The following is a 15,766-nucleotide window of genomic DNA, read 5'->3' on the forward strand; positions in this document are numbered from 1 at the left end:
CGTCGGCCTCAGAATGCGCGGTTCCGCACCAACTCGAGGGCGGCCTCTTCGTACCAGCTGCCCGCCGCGGGACCGCCGTTGCAGGTCCCGTCGCTCTCGCCGGGTCGCTTGATCCACAACAGCGCGTCGAGTCCGGAGCCATCCGCGCCGACGCTCGGCGGCGTCCCCAGGCCCACGCCGCTCGGGTTGCACCACGTGCCCTGCCACCCGCGACCGTTGCGCGACGTGTCGATGACGTACCGCGGGCTGCCGCCCAGCAATGCTCGCAGGCGCTCCGCGTACCGCTGCTCGTCGGCGGTCGGCGAGAAGTTCGACACGTTGGTGGAGAACCCGCGGCCGTCGAGGACGCCGGCATCCCGCAGCCGCTGCGCCATCGTCTCGGGCGGCACCCAGTTCGCGTTCCCCGCATCGATGTAGGCGGTGACGCCGGCCTCGGTGAGGGCACGGACGGCGTCGCGGATCAGCGTCGTCCGGGGCCCCTGACCCGCGCAGTCGCCGAGCATCGACAGGGCGTCGGGCTCGACGATCACGGCGGATGCCGTGCCGCGCAGCGTCTGAGCGATCAGCCGTGCCCACTCCCCATAGCGTTCGACCGGCAGCCCGCCTTGCGAGTACGCGGAGCAGTCGCGGGCAGGGATCGCGTACATGACGAACGTCGCCACCTTGTTCTGTGCGGCCGCCGCGGCGGTCTCCGCCCGCAGCACCTGCACGAGCTCGGCATCGCTGTACCATTCCCCGAGCCAGGTGGCGGTGGGCATGCGCGCGATCACGTCGAAGGCATCGGCCACCGCCGTGCGTCCCTGAGCTCGCGCGTCCGACGCCGCTTGGGCCGCAGCCGAATGGGTCGGCAGCGCGGCACCCCGAGCGAGCGGATTCGGGCCCGAGGTCGGGGCGACCGCTGGTCCGGCGCCGCGGCGCGCCTCCTCGTGCGCGCTCGCGGGCGCCGCATGCGCGACTCCGGCGGCGAAGGCGAGAGCGAGCACCGCCGCGAGCGCCGATGAGATCCGTGGAACGCTGCGCATGATCGACCTCCTTGCAACGGTGCCCCGAGACTACCGGGATGCCGCGCGCTCGTCAGCAGCCTCGTGCGACCTCCGCCCGGATGATGTCGGCGAGCTCGCGCGGCCTGCTCCACATCGGCCAGTGGCCCGTGGGGAGGTCGACGACGTCGACGTCCCGAAGCCGGGTGACCTCGGCGAACATGGGATGACCGCTCTCGGCCATCCGCATGACCTGCTCGCCGGAGATCGAGCAGCACACCAGGGTGGTCGGCACGGCGTAGCGGGCGCCATCGGTGAGGATCACTGGTTCCCGCACCACGGGTGCCGGCTCGGCGACCGCCCGAGCTCGGAACCGCGCCAGGACCTCGGGCTCGATGCCGTCGAGGCTCGCCTGCTGTGCGAGCTCGTCGAAGGGCGGCAACGGCAGCTCCGAGACGGCCTCCGGGAGTCCCGGTGCGAACGCGGCACCGCTCGCCATCGGGCCCGAATCCACCCACACCACACGTCGGACGAGTTCCGGATGCCGGTCGAGGATGATGCTCACCGGGCCGTTGGCGCCGCTGTGGGCGACCAGGACGGCTGGATCGTCCCGCGACGCTCCGAGCTCGTCGAGCGTGTCGCGGATCGCGCCGACCTGATCTTCGAGCGTGCGCGTCGCGTGCTCGGGGTCGTCGGCGTCGAGGCCCGGCAGGGTGAGCGCTCGTGCACGCGCGTCGATGGGGGAGAGATGGGCGGCGACATCGTCCCACGCCCAGGCGCCCAGCCAGTGGCCGGGAACGAGGACGAGTGGGGGAGGCGTGAAGTGATCGGTCATGAGATCAGCATCCGTCGCGCGTTGGACAACAGTGTGTCATCATCTATGTCATGAATTCGCCGCGGCTTCGACGATGAAGCGCGCGGAGCGCCTGCACGCCCTCGCCGAGACGCTGCGGCGCAGCGGGACGCGCGGTGTGTCGGCCGAGCGTCTGGCACGTGAGTTCGAGGTCTCGGTCCGGACGATCAAGCGCGATCTCGATGCACTCGAACGCAGCGGTGCGCCGATCTGGTCGCGGCCCGGTCCGGGCGGCGGCTATGGGGTCGCCGCCGGGTCCTCGCTCCCGCCCGTCAGCCTGTCGCCCTCCCAGGCGGTGGCACTGATGGCGGCCGTCGCCGCTGCGCCGGATGCGCCCTATGCCGACCTCGCGTCGGCCGCGGTGCGCAAGATCGTCGACGTGCTCGACCCCCGGACGCGGGAGCGCGCGGTCGACCTCGCCGGACGCGTCTGGGTCGACGGGGCGCCCGCGGCTTCGCGAGCCGTCCGATCAGCGCTCGAGGAGGCGATGCTCGAGCAGCGCGTCGTCCGCATCCGCTACACAGCCGAGAGCGGAGCCACCACCACGCGCGACGTCGAGCCGGTGCTGTTCGCGTCGAACGGCGGTCGGTGGTACCTCATCGGATGGTGTCGACTGCGCGACGCGATGCGGTGGTTCGCGGTCGATCGCGTCGAGCGGGCGCACGTCACGGCGGCGGAGTGCGAGGGCCACAGCGTCGCCGAGGTCGGGCAGCCGCCGGAGCACGCCCGACCGGTCAGCGGATCACGAACGGAGTGAGTCCGCGGGGTCGCCGAAGTGCGTGCGGATGTGCTCGCTGATGACGCGCCGGCCCTCGTCCTGGTCGCCGGCGCGCAGGGCATCGAGCAGTGCGCGGTGCTGCGCTCCCACGGCGTGCGGGTCGCTGTAGTACGACGCGTCGCGTCGGAAGTAGGCGCGCACGCGGGGCTGGATCGTCCGCCAGATCTGCAGGCAGTGCTGCTGGCCGGAGAGGATCACGATCGCTTCGTGGAACCGGGCGTCCTCGTCGGCGAGCCTCCCCAGGTCGCCGGCCGACGCCGCATCGTCCATGCTCTCGATGATGGTTGCCAGCATTGCGACATCCTCATCCGTGCACACCTCCATCGCCTTCGCGAAGGCGAAGCGCTCGAGGGCGAGGCGGACGGGGACGAGGACGTTCTCGATCTCCTCCTGCGAGACGCCCAGCACCTCGGTGCCGCGGTACGGGTAGGAGACCACGAGCCCCTCCTGCTCCAGCTGCCGGAGTGCTTCGCGGATGGGTGCGCGACTGGTCCCGAGCTGACTCGCGAGCTCGAGCTCGGTGAGCTTATGGCCGGGTGCCAGATCGCCCGAGGTGATGGCCTCTCGCAGCACGTCGGCGACCTGCTGACGACGGGAAGCGGTCGGGATCGGCGGAAGCGGGGAGGAGGTCACTCCGCCACCGTAGCAATCCGACGGTCGTTGTCGACAATGACCCGATCATGTCGGTACGGTAGTTGTCGACAATCGACAACGCGGTTCCCGTGTGAGGAAGGCGGATCAGATGAAGATCACCGAGATCAAGATGTGCGGACTGCGTGGTGCGACCCCGGAGGGCGGATGGACGCACGAGCACGGCCCCGACGACGTCATCCACACCCTGATCGCGGTGCACACCGACGAGGGCGTGATCGGCGTCGGCAGCTGCTACTCGAGCGAGGCCCTCGTCGGGGCTGCGCTCGAGCTCCTGACCCCGCTCGCCATCGGCGCGGACCCGCGCGAGCCCGAGCGCGTGAGCCAGACGCTGGCGGCCCATACCTTCTGGATGGGGAGAGGGGGCGCGGTCGCGCACGCCATCAGCGGGATCGACATCGCCCTGTGGGACATCCTGGGGCAGACGGCGGGACTTCCGGTGGGGATGCTGCTCGGGGGCGTCTACCGGTCGCGCGTACGACCGTATGCGTCGCTGCTGATCGAGGATCCTGCTCCGCTGCGCGACACGCTCCACGAGATCGCGGCCGACGGTTTCACCGCGTTCAAGATCGGGTGGGGCGGTTTCGGACGCCGCGACAGCCGATACGACGAGGATGTCGTCGCCACGGCGCGCGACGCGATCGGGCCGGATGCCCTGCTCGCCGTCGACGCCGGCGGATCGGATGGATTCTGGGCGGGCCGATCGGCGTGGGCGATCCGCACCTCGATGATGCTCGCCGATCACGACGTCGCGTGGTTCGAGGAGGCATTGGCGCCCGACGACATCGAGGGGTATGCCGCTCTGCGTGCCCGAGCCGGTGTACCGATCGCCGGCGGCGAGGTGCTGACCCGGCGCCAGGACTTCGCGAGATGCCTGCGGGCCGGGGCCTTCGACATCGTGCAGCCCGATACGACGAAGAGCGGCGGGCTCACCGAGTCACGCCGCGTCGCTTGGCTGGCCGAGGAGTTCGGGGTGCAGCTCATCCCGCACGGGTGGAACACAGCGATCGGGCTGAGCGCGGATCTGCATCTCGCGTCCGCCGTCGCCGGCACCGACCTCGTGGAGTACCGCACGGGCTCTGCTTATATCGACGGGCTGCTGGAGACGCCTCCCGAGCTCGACGCCGACGGCATGCTCGCCGTGCCCGAGGGGCCGGGGCTCGGCATCCGTCTCTCGCAGGAAGCCCTCGACCGATGGGGCACACGGCCCGATCTGCTTCGGCCGAGCGTGAGCCGGTGAGCGCCGCGGGTCAGCGAATGGCCACGTCGAGGATGAGCGTGCGCATGCCCGCGCGCGAGGCGGCCAGCGCGCCGACGGTGCTGTCTTCGATCGCGAGACACCGGTCGGCTGGAGCCGCGACGAGCGACGCGGCTCGACGGTAGAGGTCGGGGTGAGGCTTGGGGCGGTCTTGCGTTGTCCATCCCACCAGCGTCACTCCTGCCAGCAGGGGCAGCGCGCAGGAGACGGTGTATTGCAGCCGCTCCTGCGCGCTGTTGCTGACGATCGCGACGGGAATGTTCGCGCGGACGAGTTCGCGGGCGAGGCGGTAGGTCGGCTCGATGGGCTGCAGGCTCTCGTCGAAGGCTGTGCGCAGGCGCCGCCAGTACTCGGCATAGACGACCTCGGTCGGGGGCAGTGCGGGATTCGTGGTCCGCAGTGCCTCGAGGCGCTGCTCGAAGCTGAGGCCCTCCGCGTCGGCTCCCGGGGCTGCCACCACGCCCAGGTCGTCGGCGAGAGCGCCCCAGACGCGGTGGCCGATGGGCTCGGAGTCGACGAGGGTGCCGTCGCAGTCGAACATCACCGCGTCGATGTCCTGCCGTCGGACGCGACCGATCACGGCAGCGCCGAGGTCGTCGACGTGGATCCGCTCGGGGGCCATCGGGTCAGGTGCTCCGTCGGTGTCGACGTCCATCGTTCCACCACTCCTCGCTCGCGTGTCGATTGTCGACATCCAGCCAAGAGTAGCCGCCGTGGCCGGCCGCCCCGGTCAGCCGATGAGGCTCGGCTGCAGGTCGCGCAGCGTGCGGCCGTGCGTCATCCGGGCCACGCCGATCGCGGCGAGGATGAGTGCTCCGGCCATCCATGTGAACAGCACCGCGAGGTCGAGGCTGACCCGGCTCAGGTCGCCCCCGTACATCCACTGCCGCATGCCGTCGACGACGTACCCCATCGGCAGAACATGGTGCAGTGCGGCGAGCGGTGCCGGGAGGGTCTGCCAGGGGAAGGTCCCGCCCGCGGTGACGAGCTGCAGCACCATCAGCACGAGTCCGATGAACTGACCGACGGATCCCAGCCACACGTTGAGCGCCAGGATGATCGCGGCGTACGTGAACGACGCGGTGATCAGCATCCCGAGGGTGCCGACCGGACTCGAGAAGTTGAATCCGAGCGCGATCGACAGCACCCCGAAGAGGACGATCATGCCGATTCCGCCGAGCATCGCCGGAGTGAGCCAGCCGGCGAGGGTTACGCGGAGGGGTGAACGCAGCGCGGTCACCGCCCGGCGCGATACCGGCTTCACGATGAGGAAGAGGGCGTAGATGCCGATCCATCCCGCGAGGGCGGCGAAGAAGGGCGCCAGGCCGGCACCGTAATCACCGGCCTTCGCGAGGTTGCCGGAGTCGACCGCCACCGGGTCGGCGATCGTCTGCGCCTGCTGCTCGCGCAGCTCGGGAGTAGAGACGGGCAGCTGGGCCACGCCGGAGCTCAGCCCGTCGCGCAGGGTGACGAGCCCGCCGTCGAGCGTCCCGAGTCCCGAGGCGAGCTGTCGGGCGCCCTCGTCGAGCTGAGCGGCGCCGGTCGCGGCCTCGTCCGTCGCCGAGGCGAGCTGGCCGGCACCCGACGACACGGATGCCGCACCGTCGGCGGCCTGCGCAGCACCGGTGGCGAGCTGTGCGGCGCCCGAGCTGACCTGGGCCGCCCCCGCGGCGAGGCGGTCGATCTGACCCGTCGCCTCGTCGACGCGCGTCGCGCCCGACTGCAGACGGTCGCCGATGGGATCGAGGCGGGCGAGGACCTCCGCGATCTGCGTCTGATCGAGACCTCCGTCGGCGAGCAGCGCGGCGATGTCTGTGCGCACCTGCGGCAGCTGACCCGCCGCATCGTCGACGGCTGCGCGAACGCGGTCGGCGTAGCCCGCGAGCTCGGCCGTGCCGTCGGAGACCTGGGCTGCGCCGGACGCCAGGTCTGACGAGCCCTGAGCCAGCGTGCGGGTGCCGTCGGCGAGCTGCGACGCGCCGCCGGCGAGCTGGTTCGCACCGTCGCGCAGCTGCACGGCACCGCTCGACAGCCGCCCGGTTCCGTCGGCGAGCTGGTTGGCGCCGTCGAGCGCCTGCCCCGCCCCGTCGACGAGCTGGTTCGCCCCGTCGGTGGCGTTCTGCAACTGCACGCGGATGTCGGCGATGCCCGTGAGCAGCCGCGATGCCGCCTCCCGTCCGACGAGTTCGGCGACGGAGGAGCGGATCCGCTCGACCGCCTGCGAGCCGATCGACGAAGCGAGGTAGTTGTTCGCGTCATTGGTGGCGAGCACGAGCGTCGCCTGGCGGGGCTCGTCGCCTGCGGCGCTGGTCAGGGCGAGCGAGAAGTCCTCGGGGATGGTCACCGAGAAGTCGACATCGCCGGTACGCAGCGCCTCCTGAGCCTCGGCGGCGGTCATGTCCTTCCAGCCGAAGGCCCGGCCCTCGACGAGCTTGTCGGTGACGTCGGACCCGTAGTTGACCGTGCCGTTGCCGTCGCTCTTGGGCGCCCCCGAGTCGAGGTCGACGAGCGCTACCGGGATGTCGGCGAACTTCCCGTACGGGTCCTGGTTTGCCCACAGGTACAGGCCGCCGTAGAGGACGGGGACGAGCATGAGCGCGATGAGCGCGACCACCGACATCCGGGTGGCCGTCAGCCGTCGCAGTTCGGCGGTGATGAGGGCGGGGATCTTCATCGGGAGGCCTTCGGACGGGTGCCGCGCAGCCGGATGCCGCTGGGCACCAGGCGTCGATGCGGCGCGAGGGGATCGGTTTCGGTGAGGAGCGTCGCAGCGGCCTGGCCGGCGATCACGAGCACCGCGAGGCCGCGTCCCGCGAACTCCCGGGCGAGGGTCCACCAGTCGTGCGGATCGCCGCCGTGGCGGTCGGGGGAGACGAGCACGATGCCCTCGACGCCCGGCCGCAGGACCGCGAGCTCGAGCAGCATCCGGATGCGGTCGGTCGCGGGCACGTCCCCGATGGGGACGCGCGAGTACGAGCGCAGATCGTGCTCGTCGAGCCACCGCCGCGCGGAGATCGGGTCGGCGAGGCGGCCCGCGAACATCAGCTCCTCGCTGACGACGCCGACCGTGGAGATGTTCGGGGGCGGGTCGCTCACGTCCGGCGCGTCGATCAGTGCGGTCTTGTGCCGCAGCGTGCGCGAGGCGCGGGCGCCGTCGAGCAGGACGGTGCCGCCGTCGGGCCGCATCCGTCCGCTCGCGATGAGGCCCAGGACGGTCGGGCGCTGCTCCGTCTCGGCGATCGCGAGGGTGGCACGGCCGGTGCGGAACGACAGGGTCGTGGGCGGCAGAGCGAGGTCTTTGCGGCCCTTCGCCACGACACGCAGCTCGACGCGCATCAGGAGACCGCCCCCACGACATCGGGGTGCGAGTCGATGAGTGCGGCGGCGTCGCGCCACGAGAGCCCCGCGATCGAGAGGACCGCGCGCACGACGAGCGACCGCGCCTCGGGTGAGGACGCGTCGAGCCGGACGATGACGGTGCGCGCGGTCTCCTCGATGAGACGAGCGAGAGTCGGCGCGGCGACATCCGTCCGCAGCGCGCCCTCGTCCTGCCCGCGGCGCACCAGGTTCATCAGTGCGCGACGAAGCGGGGCGAGCGCGGCGGCGGAGTCTTCGACGTGCCGCTCATCGAGGGCGACGGCGGCGGCCACCTGCACGTGGGATGCCTCGCCCCAGAGCCGACCGGTCAGGCGGGCCAGCGCGACCGGAACCGGCTCGGTGTCGAGTCGCAGCTCGGGGTCTGTGGCGATGGCGTTGAAACGCTGGGCGCCCGACGCGACGAGCTCGCGCACGAGCGCGTCACGGTCGTCGAAGTGACCGTAGAGGGCGCGGCGGCTGAGCCCGGCGGCGCGGGCGATCGCGTCGACGGACGCGCTCGGGTCGAGCGCGAGCGTGCGCGCGGCGGCGGAGAGCAGGCCGGCGCGATTGGCGGCGGCATCCTTCCGCGGACGACGGGGGGAGACGGTGTCGGTCACCCGTCGATGATACGAACCTGCACACACATGTGCAAGTTATAAGAACGCGTGCTGCGGGTCAGTCGGCGCCGAAGTCGAACGACGCGGACTCGCCCGCGGCATCCACCCGCTCGGCGAGATCCTGATCGGTCGATTCGACGTTGCCGGTGATCTCGGCCGCGCCGCCCCGCTCGAGGTCGCCGACGAGCTCGGCCGTCGGGCCGCCGATGAGGCCGATGCCCGCGTAGTGCTCCAGGCGCGAGCGCGAGTCGGCGATGTCGAGGTTGCGCATCGTGAGCTGACCGATGCGGTCGGTGGGACCGAAGGCCGAGTCGCCGACGCGCTCCATCGAGAGCTTCTCGGGCGAGTACGACAGGTTGCGGCTCTCGGTGTTCAGGATCGTGTAGTCCTCGCCGCGGCGCAGGCGCAGCGCTACCGTTCCACTGATCGCGGAGCCCACCCAGCGCTGGATCGACTCACGCAGCATGAACGACTGCGGCTCGAGCCAGCGGCCCTCGTACATCAGGCGCCCGAGGCGGCGACCCTGCTCGTGGTAGGTCGCGAGGGTGTCCTCGTTCAGGATGCCGTTGACGAGGCGCTCGTACGCGACGAACAGCAGCGCCATGCCCGGCGCCTCGTAGATGCCGCGGCTCTTGGCCTCGATGATGCGGTTCTCGATCTGGTCGCTCATACCGAGACCGTGGCGGCCGCCAATCGCGTTCGCCTCCATGACGAGCTGGACGATGTCGGAGTACTCGACGCCGTTGATGGCGACGGGGCGGCCCGCTTCGAACGTGACCGAGACGTCCTCGGTCTCGATCTCGACCGCAGGATCCCAGAAGCGCACGCCCATGATGGGCTCGACGATCTCGAGCGAGACGTCGAGGTGCTCGAGGGTCTTGGCCTCGTGGGTCGCGCCCCAGATGTTGGCGTCGGTCGAGTAGGCCTTCTCGACGGAGTCGCGGTACGGGAACCCGTGCGCGACGAGCCACTCGCTCATCTCGGTGCGGCCGCCCAGCTCGGTGACGAAGTCGGCGTCGAGCCACGGCTTGTAGATGCGCAGGGCAGGGTTTGCGAGCAGGCCGTAGCGGTAGAACCGCTCGATGTCGTTGCCCTTGTAGGTGGAGCCGTCGCCCCAGATGTCGACGCCGTCCTCCTTCATGGCGCGCACGAGCATCGTTCCGGTGACGGCACGGCCGATCGGCGTGGTGTTGAAGTAGGTGCGGCCGGCCGAGCGGATGTGGAAGGCGCCGCACGAAAGGGCGACGAGGCCCTCCTCGACCATCATCGGCTTGCAGTCGATGAGTCGCGAGCCCTCCGCGCCGTACTGCAGCGCGCGGCCGGGAATCGAGGCGATGTCGTCCTCGTCGTACTGGCCGAGGTCGCCGGTGTAGGTGAACGGGACGGCGCCCTTGTCGCGCATCCACGCGACCGCGACGGAGGTGTCGAGACCCCCCGAGAAGGCGATGCCGACGCGTTCGCCGACGGGCAGGGACTGGAGGACCTTCGACATGGGGACAATCCTACTGAGCGGGGGTCAGTCCTTCGTGACGGGGACGACCAGGCCGCCCCAGGTCTCGTTCTCGAAGTCGGCGACCTCCGACGAGGTCAGCAGGTCGTAGAGCGCGACGATGCGGGGGTCGTCCTTCAGGTCTGGACGCGTCGCGAGCACGTTGTAGTACGGGCTGCCCTCGCCCTCGGTGAGGATCGCCTGGTCGGCGGTGAGGCCCGCCGGAAGCGCGAAGCTGATCGTGACGAAGGCGGCGTCGACGTCGGGCACGGCCTGGGGCAGCGTCGCGTTCTCGATCTCCTGGAACCGGAAGTCGCGCGGGTTGTCGGTGATCCCGGTGAGGTCGGCGACGTCGTCGGAGACCTCGATCAGGCCCTCCTGCGCGAGGAGCTTGAGCGCGCGCCCCTCGTTCGTCGGGTCGTTCGGAATGGCGATCGTCGCGCCGTCCTTCAGGTCGTCGAGGCTGTCGACCTTGCTCGAGTAGAACGCGGCCGAGGGCAGGTACGCCTCGCCGACGCTGATGAGATCCGACCCGGTGTTGGTGTTGAAGTTCTCGAGGAAAGTCGAGTTCTGGAACAGGTTCGCGTCGATCGAGCCGTCGACGAGCGCGGTGTTGGGGGTGTTGTAGTCGGTGAAGGGCACGAACTCGATCGTGAGTCCCAGCTCGGCCGCGCCGTTCTCGGCGATGTGGTTCAGGATGTCGCCGGCGGGCGTCTGCAGTGCGCCGACCTTGAGGGTGCCGAGGCCGTCGCCGTCGGCGCCGCCCGACTCGGATGCCGGCGAGCCGGCGCATCCGGCGAGCAGGAGGGCCGCCGAGGCGACGGCGGCGAGGAGGAGCGGGGTGCGGGCGGTGCGGGCCGTGCGGGACATGGAGGGTTCCTCTCGGGATGACGGTGCGGTCGGGCGGTGCGTGGCTGGAGGGGCGGTGCGGGGGCGTCAGGCTGTGCCGCGGGCGTCGGCCCGCTGCATCCGTGCGCTCGGGGCGGCGGTGCGGCCGCGGGGCGAGCGGCGGGCGAGGCGCCGGGCGCCCCAGCTCGCCAGGCCCTGCAGCACCATGACGATCGCGAAGATCACGACGATGACGCTGACGATGTGGATCCAGCTGTACTGCTGGTAGCCGTAGCGGATCGCGACGTCGCCGAGACCGCCACCGGCGACGGTGCCCACCATCGCCGAGAAGTTGATGATCGAGGTGACGGTCGTCGAGAGGCCGAGCAGCATCGCGGGCGCGGCCTCGGGCAGCAGCACCTTCGTCACGAGCTGCCAGCGGCTCGCGCCCAGCGATGCGGCGACCTCGAGCAGGCCGTCGTCGACTTCCTTGATCGCGATCTCGACCATGCGGGCGAAGAACGGAATGGCCACGACCGACAGGGGCACGATCGCCGCGGTCGGTCCGATGAAGGTGCCGACGATGAGCCGGGTGAAGGGGATCAGCGCGACCATCAGGATGATGAACGGCACCGACCGGCCGAGGTTGACGATGAAGTCGAGCACGCGGTTGATGACGATGCCGACGCGGCGCGAGCCGAAGGGGGTCGCGAGGAAGCGCCCCTGCTCGGTGCCGACGAGCACGACGCCGAGCGGCAGGCCGACGACGATCGTCGCCAGCAGCGCGACGCCCACCATGTAGAGCGTCTGGCCGGTGGCGACCAGCAGCAGATTGAGCAGTTGCTCGTTCACGCGGCATCCCCTCCCTGCAGGACGTCGACGATGAGACCCTGGCTGCGCAGGTCGGCGATGACGGCGGATGCCGCGGCCGCGGGAACCTCGAGACGGGTGCGGCCGGCCTGCGTGCCGGCGATCTGCTCGATAAGGGCGCCGAGCAGCGACACGTCGACGTCGTGGTCGCGGGCGATCCGCGCGATGACGGGACGGTCGGCCGTGCCGCCGGCGAACGTGATGTCGATGACCGTCGCGCTCGGGTCGGCTCCCGCGGGGATCGGCCCCAGCGGGAAGAGCTGCGAGGTCAGGCGCGAGCCCGGCGTGCGGATGACGTCGGTGAGGCGACCGCTCTCGACGACGCGGCCGTGCTCGATGAGCGCCGCCGAGTGGCACGTCGACTTCACGACATCCATCTCGTGCGTGATGAGGAGCACGGTGAGTCCGAGCTCGGCGTTGATGCGCCGGTAGAGGTCGAGGATCGAGGTCGTGGTCTCGGGGTCGAGGGCGCTCGTCGCCTCGTCGGAGAGCAGCACGCTCGGGCCGCTCGCGAGGGCACGGGCGATGCCGACGCGCTGCTGCTGCCCGCCCGACAGTTCGTGCACGGCGGCGTCTCCCCGGTGACCGAGGCCGACGAGGTCGAGCATCTCCTGCGCGCGGTCGCGCCGCCGGACCCGGGGGCTGCCGTCGAGTTCGAGGGCGAGCTCGACGTTGCCGCGCACCGAGCGGCTGCCGAGGAGGTTGAACCGCTGGAACACCATCCCGATGCGACGGCGTGCCGCGCGCAGGCTGTTCGCGTCGAGGGCGGTCAGATCCACCCCGTCGACGACCACTCGGCCTGTATCCGGCCGCTCGATGAGGTTGACCATGCGGGCGAGGGTGCTCTTGCCGGCGCCGGACTGGCCGACGATGCCGTAGATCTCCCCGGAAGGGATCTGCAGCGAGACGTCGTCGACGGCGGTCAATCCGCCGTACGTCTTCGATACGTGCTCGAGCGCGATCACGGTCGGGCCTTTCGGAGGTCTGCGCCGTCGGGTCGCCGGCGTCATCCCCGAGTTTCCCGTCCTTCACGCGTCGCACCGAATTCCCGTTACCCCAAATGTCGCCGTCCCTTGCCGACGCGCGAGAACGCACCGTCGCCGCGAGCGCGCACCCCGCACGGTGCGTTCTCGCCGAGAGGGTGCGTTCTCGGCGGGCCGGCGCCCCCGGGCTCAGCCCAGCGAGACACCGGTGATCGTCACCGGGGTGGCGGGGGCGCCGTCGGGGGCACCGCCCTCGGCGCCGGCGGCAGCGACCTCGCGCACGATCGCGAGGCCCGCTTCGTCGAGCGTGCCGAAGACGGTGTACTTCGCGGGCAGCGGGGTGTCCTCGTACACGAGGAAGAACTGCGAGCCGTTCGTGTTCGGGCCGGCGTTGGCCATCGCGACCGTTCCGGCCGGGTAGGTCTCACTGCCGTCGAGCTCATCGGCGTAGTTGTATCCGGGGCCGCCGCGTCCGGTTCCCGACGGGTCGCCGCACTGCAGCACGAAGATGCCCGAGGTGGTGAGGCGGTGGCAGGGCGAGTCGTTGTAGTAGCCCTGCTCCGCGAGCGAGACGAAGCTGCCGACCGTGCACGGCGTGCGGTCGGCGTCGAGGGTCATGGGGATGTCGCCGGCCGACGTCTGCAGCACGGCCGAGACCTGGCCCGTCACCTCGGACTCGGCCGGCGGGAGCTCGACGTCGCGCACGCCGCCGGGAGCCTCGACGTAGGCGCAGGCGCCCTCCGGAACGGTCTCGGCGGTCGGCATGGTGTCGGGCTCGGCGGGCGTGGGCGACGATGCGCATCCGGCGAGAGCGAGAGCCGACAGGACGAGAAGGGCGGAACCGAGACGAGCACGCATGTTCAGAGCCTACGGTCTCGGATGCCGCCGGTCGGGTACCCGGATCGACGCGGTTGGCCGTCGCGAGCGAAGCCGGATGCCGGAACCTGGTCAGCTCGCGGCGCGAGTGGCACGATCGGACCGTGACGCCCGCGCCGCGGGCCGCGGAAGGGGTGGCGATGGCTGACAACACGGCGGGCGGTGCCGGGTTCTCCGACGAGGAGAAGGCGGCGATGAAGCAGCGGGCCGAGGAGCTCCGCTCGACGAAGGGTCTGAAGGGCGCCGCGAAGCTCGCGAAGGAGCTCGAGGCCTGCATGGACGCCATCGACGCGCTCGAGGGGATCGACGGCGAGGTCGCCCGCATGGTCCACCGGATCGTGTCGGAGGAGGCATCCGACCTCGACCCGAAGACGTTCTACGGGTTCCCGGCCTATGCGCGCGCCGGGAAGGTCGTGATCTTCGTGCAGCCGAAGTCGAAGTTCGACACCCGCTACCCGACGCTCAACTTCGACGAGACGGCGACGCTCGACGACGGGTCGATGTGGCCGACGTCGTTCGCGATCGTCGAGGTCACTCCGCAGGTCGAGAGTCGCGTGCGGGAGCTGGTTCGCGCCGCCGTCGACTGATTTGCGGCGCCGACCGCGTCGTCCGGGGTTCTCGCGTGACGGCGACCGCGACGATCGTCAGCAGCGCCGGCACGGCGAGACCCAGCAGAGCGCCGGCGGCGACATCGTGCAGGTAGTGCGCGCCCTCGAAGAGTCGACCCGAAAGCACGATGAGCGCTGCGCCCACGGCCGCCCACGTCGCCCACGTCCGGCGCGCCGCGGTGGCGATGACCCAGACCGCGCCCATCGCGAGGACGGCGTGGTTCGAGGGGAAGGAGTAGTCGGTGGCGTCGCAGGCCGACAGCGCTGCCCAGCGGGTGCACGGGCGTGCCTGCATGAGGGCCACTTTGACCATCTCGCTGGTCGCGTAGGCGATGACGACTCCGCCCGCTGCGGCGATGGAGAGGATGCGGTGCCGTGACCCGCCTCGCAGCGCGACGGCCAACGCGACGACCGTGCCGACGGCGAGCAGCGACAGGAACACGTCCGAGAGGTACGCGGTCGCCGGAAGCGCGAGGCCCGCGGTCATCGCCCCGCGTGTCGCCAGGACGCTGAGACTGACGCCCCACCAGGGGATGAGCAGTGCGGCCGCCGCGATGACGGCGACAGCGGACACGGGGAGTATCGACGATCGGGGGATGGCGGTGCTCACCCCAGCAACGCTAGGAAGCGCGCGGCCGCGCGGCATCCGCTCTCAGGCGCACGCGCATCCTCCCCGAGGTGTATTCCTCGTTCAGGAGAGCAGCGCCTCTGCCCGCAGGGTCAGTGCGATCGCGACGAGTGTCGACAGCAGGCCCGAGGCGAGGAGCAGACCCGGATGCGCGAGGCCGATCACGATCTGACGTGTGCGCGGCGCGTCGGCGAGGAAGTGCTCCGGGATGCGGTGGCGCGTGGGCACGGCCGACCACCCGCGCAGTCGCACCAGGTAGCTCGCGTAGCGGATGATCAGCACGCAGTAGAGCAGCACGGTGACCGGAGGCACGATGCGGGCGAAGAGGTCACCGGCGGCGATCCAGGCCGTCTCGATGTCGGTGCCGCTCTCGTCGGCGAGCTGCACCGCGATCGCGCCGCCGATCACGACCGAGCCCAGCCAGAACACGAAGGCGCTGAAGAGCGCGAGGAACCGCGCGAAGAAATGGGTCAGGATCGACGGCTCGTACTCCAAGTGCGACCTCGGCGTCTGCGACAGGACGATGAGCGTCGCCACGAGCGGAGGCAGTGCTGCTGTGAGGGTGAGGGTCGCGCGCAGCCAGTGCGGGCCGCCGAGCAGATCGCAGATGACGAGCAGGGCGACCACGGTGATCATCCACAGCAGGCCGAGGGCCGTGGGGTGGGAGGTCACGAAGGAGGGATGATGCTCCTCGAGGCGGGCGCTGGCGCGTTCGACGAGCCGTCGTCCCCGATCGTTCGTCGTCACGGGTGGATGCTATCGCCGGTGACCGGCCGGTGTGCAGGGAGTAGCCTGGACGCGTGAGTACCGTCCGTCTGCCGATGCCCTCTGGGCGTGAGGGGGTCTCCGGCGCGCTCAGCGCCGGTGGCACAGGCGCGGCATCCTTCGTCCTCCTCGCCGGTTGATCCGGCGCGCGTCGCGTCGACCCATGTCCGCGACGCGCTCTCCCGGTCCCGGGCGACGACTCCGTCGTTCCGGGATGATCCGCTC

17 protein-coding genes are annotated in these 15,766 nt (G+C 70.9%); 3 read left to right on the forward strand and 14 right to left on the reverse strand.

Going from position 1 to position 15,766, the window contains the following annotated elements; genetic code table 11:
* Positions 1–8 precede the first annotated feature (8 nt).
* Together P6897_RS00620 and P6897_RS00625 are read right to left on the reverse strand one after the other, a co-directional pair.
* Positions 9–1,022: a glycoside hydrolase family 6 protein gene (locus P6897_RS00620; protein WP_274179056.1), complete on the reverse strand. Its 1,014-nt coding sequence runs from the start codon at positions 1,020–1,022 to the stop codon at positions 9–11.
* 52 nt (positions 1,023–1,074) lie between these two features.
* Positions 1,075–1,815: an alpha/beta hydrolase gene (locus tag P6897_RS00625; RefSeq protein WP_274179055.1), complete on the reverse strand. Its 741-nt coding sequence runs from the start codon at positions 1,813–1,815 to the stop codon at positions 1,075–1,077.
* A gap of 73 nt (positions 1,816–1,888) precedes the next feature.
* On the opposite strand from P6897_RS00625, the gene P6897_RS00630 reads away from it, so the two are divergent.
* Positions 1,889–2,590 (forward strand): YafY family protein, encoded by a 702-nt coding sequence (locus P6897_RS00630; RefSeq protein ID WP_274179054.1) that lies wholly within the window; start codon positions 1,889–1,891, stop codon positions 2,588–2,590.
* On the opposite strand, the gene P6897_RS00635 is transcribed toward P6897_RS00630, so the two are convergent.
* Positions 2,576–3,244: a GntR family transcriptional regulator gene (locus P6897_RS00635; protein WP_274179053.1), complete on the reverse strand. Its 669-nt coding sequence runs from the start codon at positions 3,242–3,244 to the stop codon at positions 2,576–2,578. The two genes, P6897_RS00630 and P6897_RS00635, sit on opposite strands and share 15 nt — an antisense overlap.
* 109 nt (positions 3,245–3,353) lie before the next feature.
* Between P6897_RS00635 and P6897_RS00640 the strand changes: the two genes are divergently transcribed.
* A complete protein-coding gene (locus P6897_RS00640; RefSeq protein ID WP_274179052.1) occupies positions 3,354–4,502 on the forward strand; it encodes a mandelate racemase/muconate lactonizing enzyme family protein in 1,149 nt (382 codons plus the stop codon).
* 10 nt (positions 4,503–4,512) lie between these two features.
* Here the strand turns inward: P6897_RS00640 and P6897_RS00645 are convergent, their stop codons facing one another.
* The 9 genes from P6897_RS00645 to P6897_RS00685 form a co-directional block, all read right to left on the reverse strand.
* Entirely contained in the window at positions 4,513–5,214 is a 702-nt protein-coding gene (locus tag P6897_RS00645) for an HAD family phosphatase (RefSeq protein ID WP_274179051.1), read from the reverse strand.
* 36 nt (positions 5,215–5,250) lie between these two features.
* Positions 5,251–7,194 carry a YhgE/Pip domain-containing protein gene (locus tag P6897_RS00650; RefSeq protein WP_274179050.1) on the reverse strand — a complete coding sequence of 648 codons (1,944 nt, stop codon included), beginning with the start codon at positions 7,192–7,194 and terminating at the stop codon, positions 5,251–5,253.
* The gene (locus tag P6897_RS00655) at positions 7,191–7,856 is read right to left on the reverse strand and encodes a hypothetical protein (RefSeq protein ID WP_274179049.1); all 666 of its coding nucleotides are present in this window, start codon (positions 7,854–7,856) and stop codon (positions 7,191–7,193) included. Before P6897_RS00655 ends, P6897_RS00650 begins: the two co-directional genes overlap by 4 nt.
* A complete protein-coding gene (locus P6897_RS00660) occupies positions 7,856–8,494 on the reverse strand; it encodes a TetR/AcrR family transcriptional regulator (RefSeq protein WP_112615629.1) in 639 nt (212 codons plus the stop codon). The genes P6897_RS00655 and P6897_RS00660 overlap by 1 nt, the downstream gene beginning before the upstream one ends.
* A gap of 58 nt (positions 8,495–8,552) precedes the next feature.
* Positions 8,553–9,986 (reverse strand): argininosuccinate synthase, encoded by a 1,434-nt coding sequence (gene argG / locus P6897_RS00665; RefSeq protein ID WP_274179048.1) that lies wholly within the window; start codon positions 9,984–9,986, stop codon positions 8,553–8,555.
* A gap of 24 nt (positions 9,987–10,010) precedes the next feature.
* Positions 10,011–10,853 (reverse strand): MetQ/NlpA family ABC transporter substrate-binding protein, encoded by an 843-nt coding sequence (locus P6897_RS00670; protein ID WP_282501787.1) that lies wholly within the window; start codon positions 10,851–10,853, stop codon positions 10,011–10,013.
* Between the two features lie 66 nt (positions 10,854–10,919).
* A complete protein-coding gene (locus tag P6897_RS00675) occupies positions 10,920–11,663 on the reverse strand; it encodes a methionine ABC transporter permease (protein WP_112615635.1) in 744 nt (247 codons plus the stop codon).
* Positions 11,660–12,646, reverse strand: coding sequence for an ATP-binding cassette domain-containing protein (locus tag P6897_RS00680; RefSeq protein WP_282501788.1), 987 nt, complete (start codon positions 12,644–12,646; stop codon positions 11,660–11,662). Before P6897_RS00680 ends, P6897_RS00675 begins: the two co-directional genes overlap by 4 nt.
* A 207-nt stretch (positions 12,647–12,853) precedes the next feature.
* Complete coding sequence (locus P6897_RS00685; RefSeq protein WP_282501789.1) at positions 12,854–13,522, reverse strand: peptidylprolyl isomerase; 669 nt, start codon at positions 13,520–13,522, stop codon at positions 12,854–12,856.
* Between the two features lie 158 nt (positions 13,523–13,680).
* On the opposite strand from P6897_RS00685, the gene P6897_RS00690 reads away from it, so the two are divergent.
* Positions 13,681–14,127: a hypothetical protein gene (locus P6897_RS00690; RefSeq protein ID WP_282501790.1), complete on the forward strand. Its 447-nt coding sequence runs from the start codon at positions 13,681–13,683 to the stop codon at positions 14,125–14,127.
* On the opposite strand, the gene P6897_RS00695 is transcribed toward P6897_RS00690, so the two are convergent.
* The gene (locus P6897_RS00695) at positions 14,072–14,758 is read right to left on the reverse strand and encodes a phosphatase PAP2 family protein (RefSeq protein ID WP_282501791.1); all 687 of its coding nucleotides are present in this window, start codon (positions 14,756–14,758) and stop codon (positions 14,072–14,074) included. The two genes, P6897_RS00690 and P6897_RS00695, sit on opposite strands and share 56 nt — an antisense overlap.
* Before the next feature lie 81 nt (positions 14,759–14,839).
* Complete coding sequence (locus tag P6897_RS00700; protein WP_114587483.1) at positions 14,840–15,523, reverse strand: hypothetical protein; 684 nt, start codon at positions 15,521–15,523, stop codon at positions 14,840–14,842.
* Between the last annotated feature and the right edge of the window lie 243 nt (positions 15,524–15,766).

Origin of the sequence: Microbacterium sp. BDGP8 (genome assembly GCF_029991045.1) — a bacterium.
Lineage (GTDB): Bacteria > Actinomycetota > Actinomycetes > Actinomycetales > Microbacteriaceae > Microbacterium > Microbacterium plantarum.